This is a genomic window from Neobacillus solisequens, from assembly GCF_051233465.1.
GTDB lineage: Bacteria > Bacillota > Bacilli > Bacillales > Cytobacillaceae > Neobacillus.
Map to the genome: position 1 here is coordinate 237,335 of NZ_JBKFGJ010000002.1, position 12,763 is coordinate 250,097.

Genomic DNA, 12,763 nt, shown 5'->3' on the forward strand with positions numbered 1-12,763 from the left:
TTTAAATATATATTTTCTCTAACTTTAATGGTTGAAGGGCATTGCTAGAATCAACATAAATAAATGCATTATATCGTTGAGGAAGGATGGATGGAACATAGTTTCCAAAATGCTCGTATCTAGGATCATACACCACTCCGATGGCACGGTGACCCATTCTCTTGTTAAATTCACTGGTATTTTCACTGAAAATGATCATTTTGTCGTATGGGCCTGCCTTATGCAAGAAATCTTCCCAACTCTCTTCTTGAGCAGAAGGAACCACGATTTTTTTAAAGTCATCACCCCATGCATCCGCGGCGATGACCGTTCCCCGATGGGTTCCGAATCCAACAATAAACACGTTTTCAGTCCCAAGCTGCTCTCTAACTATTTGTCCCACATTAACCATCCCTGCATCTGTCATATCGGTTGCTCGGGCATCTCCAACATGGGTATTATGCTCCCAGATAATTCCCTTTGACTCCTGACCGTAAAAAGAACTGATTTTATTTAATACTTCAACCATGTGCTGGTCACGAATATTCCACGATTCGTTATCATTTACAACCATAGTCCGATAATAGTTTTCTGCATTGGCTGTGATCAACGCATTTACCTCGAGATTTAATTGGCTTTCTTCCAAACTAGTGTATTTTTCCTTGTTTGTAACGATTTCAGTCAAAAGTTGGATCACCTCATCGTGGCAGTCCTCCGAATAAAAAGCAGCTGAAACACCATACATTTGTGCTTCTCGATTAAAGGGTTCAAAACAAGCAAATGCCTTTTTGGCTTTTTCAATATCAGGGGAGTTTATTTTTTCTAAATAATGAATAATTTCTTCCATGGACTCCCATAAACTATAGACATCAATTCCATAAAATCCAACCTGGTTATTTTTGGGGCGCTTTAGGTTCAATTCTTTTATCCATTCGATTAGTTCAATCATTTCTTCATTTGCCCACATCCAAGTTGGCCAACGATGAAAAGTCGACAACACCTCTCGGGCGTTTTTGTGTACTTGGTCATAGCCTTTAATATAACGATTTACTTTTTGGCATGCTGGCCAATCTCCTTCAACGGCAATGAATGAATATCCCAAATCCTCAATCAATCTTTTGGATAGCTGAGCACGAATCTTATAAAATTCAGAAGTTCCATGTGATGATTCACCTAATAACACATGTTTTACTTGGGCAGCCTTTTCTAAAAGAATAGAATATCCATCATTTTTAGTCAGTGGTATTGCCGATTGTCTAATGGCTTGGACAATTTTATCCATATTATTCCCCCAGTTTTATATATTTGAACAGTGGCATATTCTTCTTCAACATATGATTTACTTCAAGAAAATTTTTTATTAGTAGATGGTAGAAAACAAAGTGTCGCATTATTATCACAATTTCAACCTTTTTTTTGTATATAATAGAGTTTGGGAATATTTTCTTTTTAAGTATATTTGTGAAAGTTTTCACAAAATAAAGGAGGAAACATATGAAATACCCTCATTTATTCGAAAAAGGAAAAATCGGCAGCTTAGTTTTGAAAAATCGAGTAGTGATGCCACCTATGGGAACCAACCTTGCTGGTCCTTACGGTGAAGTGACTGACCGTCAGATTCGCTACTATGAGGAAAGGGCAATGGGTGGTACGGGATTAATCATCGTCGAGTTTACTTCCATTGACTATGAATTAGGAAAGGGAATGCTTAATCAATTAAGAATCGATGAAGATCGATTTGTTACCGGCTTCCATCGCTTAGCCAATGCCGTACATAAATATGATGCAAAGATTTTTGTTCAGCTCCATCACGCTGGAAGGCAATCTAATTCTATACTGACAGAAGGGAAACAAATGGTTGCTCCAAGTGCGATTACATGTGCAGCAGTAGGGGAAGAACCTAGGGAGTTAACGAATGCCGAAGTAAAAGAGTTAGTAAATAAATTTATTAAAGCTGCAATCAGATGTAAAACTGCGGGTATTGATGGTGTGGAAGTGCACGGTGCCCACGGCTACTTAATCAATCAATTTATAAGTCCCAATACCAATTTGCGAACAGATGAATACGGTGGAAGTTTTGAAAACCGCATGAGATTTTTAAAAGAAATTGTCGTCGGCATAAAGGAAAAGTGCGGCTGGGATTATCCTGTCACGGTTCGTCTTAGTGTAGATGAATTTGATGAAGGAGGACAGAATGTAAGTTTAAGTAAAGAAATCAGCATGTATCTAGAAAAAATAGGTGTTGATGGTATCCATGCAAGCTGCGGTAATTATAACTCTATGGACAAGATGATCGAATCCATGATGTTTGAACAAGGTTGGAAAGTGTATCTTGCCGAAGAAATAAAAAAAGTAGTAAACATTCCTGTGATAACCGTTGGGGTCATTCGCGAGCCTAAATTTGCGGAGAATATTCTAGAAGAACAACGAGCGGATTTTATTGCAATAGGTCGTGGACAAATTGCTGATCCTGAATGGTCGAAAAAAGCATTAGAAGGTCGAGATCAAGAGATTCGAAAGTGTATTTGCTGCTTGAGTTGTATAAGATCGGCGATGGAAATGAACGTGAAATGCTCTGTAAATGTTAGAGCCGGTAGAGAGCTGGAATTTCTGGAAATGAAACCAATTGAGGAAAACCGGAATGTCGCAATCGTTGGCGGTGGACCTGGAGGAATGGAGGCAGCCAGGATCCTATCATTAAAAGGATACCAGGTAACCATTTTTGAAAAAGACAACAAACTTGGCGGTCAACTAAATCTTGTCACCACACCTGTGGCCAAGGAAAAAATGAACTGGATCATTGATTATCATCGCAATGAGATGGAACGATTGCATGTAGATGTACGATTAGGAACAGAGGCTACCATTGATAAAATCAAGGCAATAAATCCATATGCCGTATTCCTTGCAACTGGAGCTAAACCAATCATGCCAAATATGAAGGGAATGGACCTACAAATCGTTTGTGACTATGAAGATGTACTTTTGGAACGACAGGCTTTTGTAAATAAACGAATTGCCGTAATCGGTAGCGGAATGGTGTGTTATAGTGTTGCTAGGAAGCTTGCCGAAAAAGGGAACCAAGTGATCTTAATCGATGTCCCAACAGCTACCGGTGGAAAGGTTTCAGCACCTACAAGAATGATGTTATTAAATCGGTTAAGAAATAATCATGTCCAAATCATAGAAGGAAAGAAACTGGACCAAATACTTCCGAATTCTATTATTATAAAGGACGAAATGGAAGAACAAACAGAAATGAACGTGGATCATGTTGTCTTTTCAATGGGAACACAGGCCCATAACCCATTTGAAGAATCCTACCTCGAGCATTTTGAAAATGTCTTCGTTCTAGGCGATGCCAATGACCCGAGCTCCATAACAAATGCCATTAAAGATGGTTTTGAAAAAGCGTATGTATTAGAGTCCCTTGCAACAAATATCGAAAAAGTGAAGGAACCGGTAGGATCATTCTAATACCAAAATGACTATCAAATTGCCTATTTGATAGTCATTTTTATTTTTCAAAAGTAGTTGAAACATTTAATTGAAGTTTACGTAATAGTATTAACTAACTTTGACAAATAAGGTAAACTTAAGTTTTAGGTAATAAAGTGGTAATAAAAGATATATATTATGGTATTTCAATAGATATTAAGTAGGGGTAGTGGAGAATGAATACAACGTTAATGATAGATCCTCAGGTTTGCTATCAGCAGGCAGAGCAGAAAGCGGCTGATTACTTCAAGACACTTTACACTCAGGCTATGCAAAAGACCTATGTCGATCACCTGACTAAAGATTTTCATACATGGAAGCAAAATCATATTCACCATTACCCAGTGTTTTCATTATTTTCACAGCGGAAGGGTAAACCTGAGACCAATAATTATCATCATTACATTAAGTGGTTGAATTATAAGGGAAAATTAGAAAGTTACCTTGATCGGAGCATTTCTTATTTATACATGCGTGATTTAGGCAAAGACTTAAGGGATCAGAGTACAAGAGACAAAGTTACTCAAGTGGTGCAACGCTTGAAAAAAAATCTGACAAATGAGGATGAAACGAAAACAGAGGTTTTTGATATCGCATGGTTATACCGCTGGGGACAGAAGGAGGCGATTGAATCCACGATTATTTGGCTGTTGGAAAAATTAAAAAAGGTTTCTGACAATCTTCCAAAAGGAATGGATGCAGAACATGCCCAACGCAAACTCATGAAAATAATCGCAGGTGTTGTCATGCATGTGGATGATGAGTTGGATGAGGATACACCTCCGGTTGAGCGGTCACGAAGGTTAGATGAAGCCATTAGGCTGGGTTATTCCTATGGATTAACCTACCCATTTGTTGATGACCTCCTTGATTCCAATATTTTATCGAATAATGAAAAAAAACAGTATTCCAATTTAATTGAAAAAGCCCTTTTGACAGGGGAAGTCTCGGATTTTGGTCCATGGTCAGGAAGCAATATGACCCTAATCTCATTTATTCATTCCGAACTTAGCGAAGCCTTCAAATTTATAAAATCCTACCATCAACCTGATACAAGGAAATTGTTCTTCGAACAGGCATACGTGTTTTTCCGATCGCAAGAATTAGATCGAGAAAAGGATTTAAGGAATCCAAACTATATGAATGAGGAGCTTTTCATCCCAGTCATTTTAAAATCAGCTTCGTCTCGTTTAATCGCAAGGTCTGTAATGGATGCACCAGAGGATCAAGGATTTGATGCAAGAACATTTTTCTATGGAATCTATAATCAATTGGCAGATGATTTCGCCGATATGTTTGATGATTTGGAAGAGGGCGCTGTAACACCTTATACCTATTATATGAAATATCATACTATTCGACCTGATCTGATAAACCCTTTTGAATTGTACTGGGCGGTTATTTCTCATTTAATTCACGATGTTTACAACTCAGACCGTAAAACATGTGAAGTGATGTTGGATCGGGCCATTAACGGATTAAAACGTTATAAGGAAAAAATGGGGGCCGACAAGTATAATGAAGTGATGAAGCTGTTTTCCTCTAAAATGGGAGGGTTTAATGAGCTGATTCAAAAATTGGTGCGAAAAGCAGATGATGTAGATTTTTTTGATAAACTGCTTCGTGATCAGATGATTTCGAATTTGAAAAATGATCGAAAAGAGCAGGATCAATTTAAAGAAACGGTTGAACAAGTACGAGTGAAGATCAACAGTAATTTAAAGATCAATCAAATGGTGAATGCTGTCGATCCTATAGTCAAGGCTGCCAATTACAGTCTCGATGGTGATGGAAAGAGATTGCGACCCATCATGACTTGGGTGATGGGGGTCAATGGCTATGGGTTGGATGAATCGACCATTATTCCACTATTAAGATCATTAGAATATATGCATACCGCCTCGTTAATCTTTGATGATTTGCCATCACAGGATAATGCAGCTTTCCGCCGGGGACGTCCAACATTACATCAAGTTTTTAACTCCGCTACTGCTGAGTTGACGGGATTATTTCTTACCCAAAAGGCCATTGAAGAACAAGCTTCGATCACCCATTTTGATGCGAAAACAGTCCTTGGGCTTATTCAATACTCAGCAATGGTAACCGAAGAAATGTGTAAGGGTCAGACAATGGACTTGAATTCGAAAGGGAAAGCATTAACCGTTGAAGAATTAAATACATTGTGCTTTTATAAAACAGGGATGGCGTTTGAGGCATCGCTCATCATGCCGGCGATTCTAGCTAATGCCAATGCTGCTGAAATGGACTCATTGAAAAAATTTGCCCGTCATGCCGGTATTGCGTTTCAGATAAAAGATGATTTATTAGACGTAGAAGGGGAATTGTCGGTACTTGGAAAATTACCGGGCAAAGATGCTGAAAACAAAAACTCTACTTTTGTAACTATATTAGGTATTGAGGGTGCCAAAAAAGAAATGTGGAACCATTATTGTCTTGCCATGGAAGCCCTTCAGGAAGTACCGCGAAATATCCCGTTTCTTAAACATTTATTGAACTACATTGTGAACCGTAATCATTAAAGTAAAAAGAAGTTGATTTACTTTGTAAAATTAAAGATAAGTGAATGTTTGTTTTTATTATAAAAACAGCAACTTATCTTTAATGTCAAACATTATATGATAATTAGTACATCCCTTATAGATAGTGGTGTACTTTTTTGTATATTAGCATTCGATGCCTTAAATGAAAAGGAATATGACAGGCATGATTTCTCTCAAATGATTAACAAATTAATAAGAGAGCATGATATTGACGTAGTAATACTGGCTCAGTTATCAATGGCAAGAGCGACAAATAGGATGCAAAATATTGAAATACCTGTTTTAACAAGTCCAGAAATTAGTCCAAAAGCAATTGTAGATAAAGTATTAAAAAAAGGTACAGGATCAATAATTGGTGAAAAAATTAGGGATTAACCTTGTTTTTGGGTCACTATTCTCCCAAGAAGGTTGACCCTTTTTATTTTAGGTGTGATTTCAAAATTCATTATATTAAATTAGTACTAAGACATAGAATGTAATGTGTTAATGTGTAGATAAAAGCTTCACACTGGAACTTGTTCCGTATAACTGAAGCAGCAACATTAGCTGCAAGATGGATGGGAAGAGTAAAGAAGGCAGAAGCTGAGGATACGGCTACTGAAAGTATGCGGGATGTTTTTTATACAATCCCCATGAAAAGGTACAGTGGGAATTGGTGAAGGAGAGACGCATAAAGCTAAAATATTATTCATAGTGGAAAAACTAGTTACAGGTTATGGTCCACATGTAGAATGTTGCTGTTTGATCCACTTGAAGGAAAGAATATTTTAGCAGTTGGAATGGAATGCTCTTACTGTGCTAACAGTATTAGCTGATCATGGAAATCTGTTACACGCTCCTGATATATATGGAAAAAATTACTTAATAAAAGTGAATTAGATTTTGAGTTTGTTGCTGAAACAAATGCCTAGGATATACTAATCGACAAAAATAGGAAAGGTTTCTTATATACTTATAGTAATATCTATATTAATATGCAATAAAATATAAAAGTATTTGTGTTTCGATAAATATATTATATATTAGTATTTTAACAAGCATCATACTCTATAAAATAACTACAATATATTTTATTCAAACTAAAAGAAATCAATTATAGAGGTGAGAAAAGCATGATACTTTCTGAATTGGAATACTTTCATGAAATTCAATCTTTGTATTCTGCATTAACAAATCTCCAAATTAGTATTACTGATAAAAAAGGAAATAATATTATACAACTAAGTAATGCTACTAATATTTTTGATTTAGTTAGTGAAGAAGAAAATTCAAAAGTATTATTTGGAAAAATAGCTCAGAATTATCCTGAAATTAACGATCCCCTTTTATATGAAGTGTTGCCAGAAGTAAAAATAATAGTTTGCCCAATTTATTTGGAGGAGGAAATTGAGTACTTTATTTATGCTGGTTGCATGATAGAATCTCCTTCTAAACAGTCAGTTCAAATATATCTTAACAGGTTTTTGAATAGTACTAAGAAATCCAATTTAATTATGTCACTTATTCAAGAATTTACTTTAGGTGAGATACAGGATAAGATTAAAAAAATAAAAAAAATGTCAGAAATATTGTCTGATGGGTTGAAAATAAAAAAAATAAATGCTGATATAATGGCCCAAATTACTAATCAAGATGAGCTTGTTAGTATGGTTGCAAATGATAATATAACAGTTAATGATTTGTTACAACGATTTTATAAAAAAAATACCAAAGTAGATTTTATTGGTTTTGCAAAGAGAATTAGCCCGGTTCATTTTGAAATAAAAGATTGTTTACCTTTTAGCACCGAATTAATAGGCACAGTATTTATGATAGGCGAAGGAATATTGGGGCAAGTTGCAGCAACAAATACGGTGAAATTCTGGGAAGATATTGAGTGGGATCCCCGAAGTGCATTTTTTCATCGTAGAGGAATTTTTCCAAAATCCATATTCTGTTTTCCAATTATTCATGGACAGGATATTCTTGGGTTATTCTTTGGGGGAAGCAGTAAATTTGAAGCTATAGAAAAAGAAATTAGTTTGGAAGTTAAATTAACAGCATCGATGATTTCTTTTTTAGAAATTAAAATGTATTGGAGAAAACAAGCTATTACTTACCATGAAAAAAATAAAATGTTCAATGAGATATATCAAGCAATGGCATCATTTGAAGATATTAAAAGTGTTCAAATGTTTTTGTTAGACATGAGCATGGCAATTCTTTTTGCAAAATTTGTTTCAGTTTTATTTTTGCGAAAATCAGATTATTCAATAGATATTGTTTCAAATGGCTTATCTATAGAAAATATGGATGAGTATAAGAAAGATATTCTTTTTAGGTACTTTCAAAACAATGATTTAGAATTACATAATTTGGAACCTAACAAGCATTTATCAACATGGGGAGATAAAATTCTTGAAATCCCAATTTGCCATAAAAATAACCTTTATGGATGGATTTGTATCGGGCAAATTGATGATATTGAAGAGAATCAATTAACATTACTAAAAATACTTGCAAATGCAGGGGGGATGGGATTCTACCTGGTGGAAACCCTTTGCAAAAAAGAAATTGATAGGAATATGATTGACTCATTAGTTAAATTGCTGGAATTCAATAATCCTGAGCATTTGAAAAAAGTAAGAAGAGCATGGGAAATCTTAAAAGGATTTGGAACATATCAACCTGATCTTAAAATAAATATAAATGCTTTAAAATTAGTATGCTATCTTTTATCTGTATACGATGAGAGCTTTATGAGTGGATTAAAAAATGAAGTTTTGATGGAAATATACCAAGAATATATGTTAGTGAAGCAGAATCTCTTAGCATTATCAGACGCTTCACTTAATGTTCAGACACTCGTCCTGGTTATGAACTATATAAATGAAGGAGATAATATTAAATTCGTATCAACTCTTAGTGGAATTAATACTGATTTGCTCAAGAATTTTAATTTATATGTATCTGAACTAAATGAGAGAGATCATGATGACTCTATGACGTCTTTTAATTTTAGAGATTATAATATCTTAACTAAAAGGGAAAATGAAGTTTTAACATTGGTACTTGAAGGAAAAAATAATCGTGAAATAGCGGAAAATTTGTATATAAGTGGACATACTGTTAAAAATCATATGTCTCGTATTTTCAAAAAATTAAGCGTAAATGACCGATCGCAAATTTTCGCGAAAATCTATCAATTGGGAATTCAGCCTCCAAAAATGTAATAAAAAAGGGCATAACTGTTTAGTTTAGTCTGGTCTTAGAAAAATAAAATTTTTTGAGGTTCAAATATATTAAAAAGACAAAGGTATCCAACTAGGTAAATTGGATGCTTTTTTCTTTTTATAATTAATTCAATTAATGAAAATTCATAGAGTTAAAGATGCAAGAATCTTTAAATTTTTTATGTATTTCGACATAAATAACGAATAGGAATACATTCCTATTCGTTATTTATGTCGAAAAATAGGAATGGTAGTGGATATGAAAATATGCCTTATTTTTGGATAATTAAGGCAAAGGTTAACACTATCTGCGTGGTAGGAAGGTGGTGATTTATATTATAGTAACTTCAAACAATAATAATTATAAATATTTAAAGTGTCAAGTCATGAAAAAAAGAGGTGAATTATACGATCTAGTAAGAACATATGGGTTAACAAGTCAAGAGGTTCTTAAATGCAGCCAAGAATTAGATAACCTATTAAATAAACTAAGTAAAATATAGATAATACCATCAAGATAAGTTACTAATAAGGAGTATTTTCATAGAGCCTTTAAAGGAATATTCTTTTAATAAATAATTAAATAAAAGATCCCAAGGAGGGTTTTTTTGCCTAAAAAAATACTTATTGTCGACGATGAGATAGGAATTTGTAAACTATTAAAAATATATTTGGAAAAGGAATCCTTTATAGCTGACATAAATGGGAACGGCAGGACTGGATTAATAAAGGCATTAAATCAACATTATGATTTAATCATATTAGATTTTTTACTTCCAGGTATTAATGGATACCAGGTTTTAACAAAATTAAGAGAGATAAAATCAACACCGGTCATCATAGTATCTTCTCAAGATGATGAAAATGTTATGACCTTCTTTATGAAATCCGGAGCTAATGAATTTGTAGTAAAGCCATTTGATTGTAAAAGTATGATGGATAAAGTAAAAAAATTAATAAGTTAACCCTTTAAAATTACAGGTAATTAGTAGATTTTTTATCATTGATTAAGTAATTTTTTGATATATTCCACAATTTATCTGCAGACTTATATAAGTGAATTAATATTTGGTTTTCCTGGGAAAGTGAGTTTGAGGATATGTTAACAAAAAGGGGTGTATTAAATGTTGTTAAATGAACTGGCTTTAAAATATGGAAAAAAGGCATTATATAAAAAGAATGACGGTTTAAATATACACATGAATAATGGACTTTATTACATTAATCGCGGGACTGTTAAATTGTTATACGGACATTCAAAGGATTAGGTTATTGCTGCCGATTTTTTTAAAAGAGGGGGAATTCTTTGGATATTTAGATTTTGTTTATTTTACAGGTTAATGTTATTCAAAACTGGAGTTTTTTAAGATACAGAAATATTGTTTTTAGATAATGAAACAATACAAAATCATTCCATTATGAATAATAAACTAAGAGCTAATTTTTTTGGGAGTATTTGGAGCTTTATTGCAAGATTCCGTCCAAAGACTATTTATTTTATCCTTATTAAAGAAAAGTGAAATAATTTTGCATATGTTGTATTATTTGGCAAATAAGTTTGGTAAGGTTTTAGATTGCGGAAGAATTTTGGCTACTAAATAATGTAGATATAAGGCAACTTTGTAATACAACACGTGAGAATGTCAGTCGCACCACTTTAACCAATTTTAGAAAAAAAAGAATTTTGGGGCATGAGATTAGCCATTTAATAATTTCCTGCAAAGAGGTTTTCGATGATTTGATAATATATAATTATTTTGCGTTGCAAATAAGGGGGGAAAACGAAAAAATCCTACAAATAATTATTCTCTATTTCTTTCCATATTCTACGATAGATTACTACCTGATTTACTTCATTTTTGTATAAGTCTCCATTTCGCATATTAATTTCATAGTTATTAATTTATGACTTTTATTCCTATTTATCGAATTAACTTTAATTTCGTTAAGAAAGGAAGATTATTCACATGAAGTTTCTAACAAAAACTGAAATCAGCGCCATAGCACATCGGTGTAATCAAATACCAAGTCAAAATTGGAAGGTTAGTAAAATTACATTTGGTGATATTTCATTTTATGATGTAGTTACAGACGGCGACACAGAAATACCATTTACGAGGCAAGAGTGTGAATTTATTGCCCATGCACGAAACGATATTCCAAAGTTGATTCAGCATATTAACAGCTTACAAATGTTACTTCTCCAATATGAGCAAGCTCTTGGGGAATTAGGTTATCAAGCAGAAAAAAAGATCATTTAAATAAAACACTACTAGGAGAAAGAAAAACTAATGTTTATTTAATCCGTAAAAAGAGGCTGGAAATTCCAATCTCTTTTTACATTTAGATTGTTATTGATTGTATTTGTCAATATTAATTTGAGCCAGAGCTATCACTTCAAAAGTGAGCCACTTCATTCTGCATTATTACCATATTTGGGGGATGTTTGGGAGTTTAGGAGATCTTGCCCCGAGGGGCAAGATCTCCTAAACTCCTTGCACTTCCAGACTACTGGTCTCTCTCATCTCTTTGTTTCATACTCTGCCTAAAACGATAAGATTCACCATTTAATAAAAGGATGTGAGCTTTATGAGTAAATCTATCTAGAAGGGCAGCTGTCATTTTTTCATCACCAAAGATAGATGTCCATTCAGTAAACTCTAAATTGGACGTAATCATTACACTGGCTCTTTCATATCGACGGGCAAAGAATTGAAACAATAGTTCAGATCCTACCTTCGTAAAAGGTACATATCCAAGTTCATCGACAACAATCACATCGAATTTGAGCCACTTTTTTTCTAATGCCCCCAGCTTATGCTCCTGATTGGCCAGTAAAAGTTCTTCTACTAATTCTGCAGCTGTAATAAACTTGACCTTATAGCCATTCTTGATCATTTCAAGTCCGAGGCCGGTAGCTAAGTGAGACTTCCCAGTCCCACTGTTCCCCAAAAAAATGACGTTTTCCTTCTTCTCTACAAATTCTCCTTTTGCTAAAGTTAAAAAACGATTCTTATTCAAGCATGGCATTAAGCTAAAATCATAGTTATCCAGGGTTTTATGAACAGGAAAAGCATTTACTGCCAGCAGCTTAACATAATTGGTTCCATATATTAGGAGTGTGTATATTAGCATGCCTTTCGATGATAGAATATGCAGCATTAATGATCGCCTTTGGCAAGGTATCACCGGAGGCTTGAATGTCATTGAATCTTACCATTGAAACACCGTCCGTTGTGTAATGATATCCGAACTCTTCCAATTTTTGTACGATTTTCATCGCATGGTCCAGATTATGCTCTGGCTGAAATTCTGATTCATGGATAAACACCCCATTTTCAAAATCAAACCATCGATCCCATCGATTTAACTTCCATCCCAAAATTCTCCGAGCAATCGAATCTGTCTTATTCATAGCCTAATTTCCCTCCATAAATCAATTATTATATAACAGATTATTTATATACGATTATATTATATAACACTGAATAATTTCAATATTAAACGTTATAG

The 12,763-nt window shown here is 34.0% G+C and carries 11 protein-coding genes and 1 pseudogene; 9 read left to right on the forward strand and 3 right to left on the reverse strand.

The window, feature by feature from the left end; translation table 11 throughout:
• Position 1 precedes the first annotated feature (1 nt).
• Entirely contained in the window at positions 2-1,261 is a 1,260-nt protein-coding gene (locus ACI3K6_RS01680; RefSeq protein ID WP_435553435.1) for an erythromycin esterase family protein, read from the reverse strand.
• 212 nt (positions 1,262-1,473) lie between these two features.
• Between ACI3K6_RS01680 and ACI3K6_RS01685 the strand changes: the two genes are divergently transcribed.
• The 9 genes and pseudogenes from ACI3K6_RS01685 (at position 1,474) to ACI3K6_RS01725 (ending at position 11,511) form a co-directional block, all read left to right on the forward strand.
• Entirely contained in the window at positions 1,474-3,456 is a 1,983-nt protein-coding gene (locus ACI3K6_RS01685) for an oxidoreductase (protein WP_435553436.1), read from the forward strand.
• 197 nt (positions 3,457-3,653) lie between these two features.
• Positions 3,654-6,017: a polyprenyl synthetase family protein gene (locus ACI3K6_RS01690; protein WP_435553437.1), complete on the forward strand. Its 2,364-nt coding sequence runs from the start codon at positions 3,654-3,656 to the stop codon at positions 6,015-6,017.
• 96 nt (positions 6,018-6,113) lie between these two features.
• Positions 6,114-6,413, forward strand: a complete 300-nt coding sequence (locus ACI3K6_RS01695; protein ID WP_435553438.1) for a hypothetical protein — start codon at positions 6,114-6,116, stop codon at positions 6,411-6,413.
• 182 nt (positions 6,414-6,595) lie between these two features.
• Positions 6,596-6,887 (forward strand): annotated as a pseudogene (locus tag ACI3K6_RS01700) (fructose-bisphosphatase class II); the annotation flags it as partial.
• A 263-nt stretch (positions 6,888-7,150) separates the two neighbouring features.
• A complete protein-coding gene (locus ACI3K6_RS01705) occupies positions 7,151-9,250 on the forward strand; it encodes a LuxR C-terminal-related transcriptional regulator (protein WP_435553439.1) in 2,100 nt (699 codons plus the stop codon).
• A gap of 386 nt (positions 9,251-9,636) precedes the next feature.
• The gene (locus ACI3K6_RS01710; protein WP_335482667.1) at positions 9,637-9,753 is read left to right on the forward strand and encodes an aspartyl-phosphate phosphatase Spo0E family protein; all 117 of its coding nucleotides are present in this window, start codon (positions 9,637-9,639) and stop codon (positions 9,751-9,753) included.
• Between the two features lie 105 nt (positions 9,754-9,858).
• Positions 9,859-10,215: a response regulator transcription factor gene (locus ACI3K6_RS01715; RefSeq protein WP_335482669.1), complete on the forward strand. Its 357-nt coding sequence runs from the start codon at positions 9,859-9,861 to the stop codon at positions 10,213-10,215.
• Between the two features lie 159 nt (positions 10,216-10,374).
• A complete protein-coding gene (locus ACI3K6_RS01720) occupies positions 10,375-10,518 on the forward strand; it encodes a hypothetical protein (protein WP_435553440.1) in 144 nt (47 codons plus the stop codon).
• A gap of 699 nt (positions 10,519-11,217) precedes the next feature.
• Positions 11,218-11,511 carry a hypothetical protein gene (locus ACI3K6_RS01725; RefSeq protein ID WP_435553441.1) on the forward strand — a complete coding sequence of 98 codons (294 nt, stop codon included), beginning with the start codon at positions 11,218-11,220 and terminating at the stop codon, positions 11,509-11,511.
• A 247-nt stretch (positions 11,512-11,758) separates the two neighbouring features.
• On the opposite strand, the gene istB is transcribed toward ACI3K6_RS01725, so the two are convergent.
• Together istB and ACI3K6_RS01735 are read right to left on the reverse strand one after the other, a co-directional pair.
• A complete protein-coding gene (gene istB / locus ACI3K6_RS01730; protein WP_435553855.1) occupies positions 11,759-12,385 on the reverse strand; it encodes an IS21-like element helper ATPase IstB in 627 nt (208 codons plus the stop codon).
• Positions 12,342-12,665: a BC1872 family protein gene (locus ACI3K6_RS01735; protein ID WP_435553442.1), complete on the reverse strand. Its 324-nt coding sequence runs from the start codon at positions 12,663-12,665 to the stop codon at positions 12,342-12,344. Before ACI3K6_RS01735 ends, istB begins: the two co-directional genes overlap by 44 nt.
• Positions 12,666-12,763 lie beyond the last annotated feature (98 nt).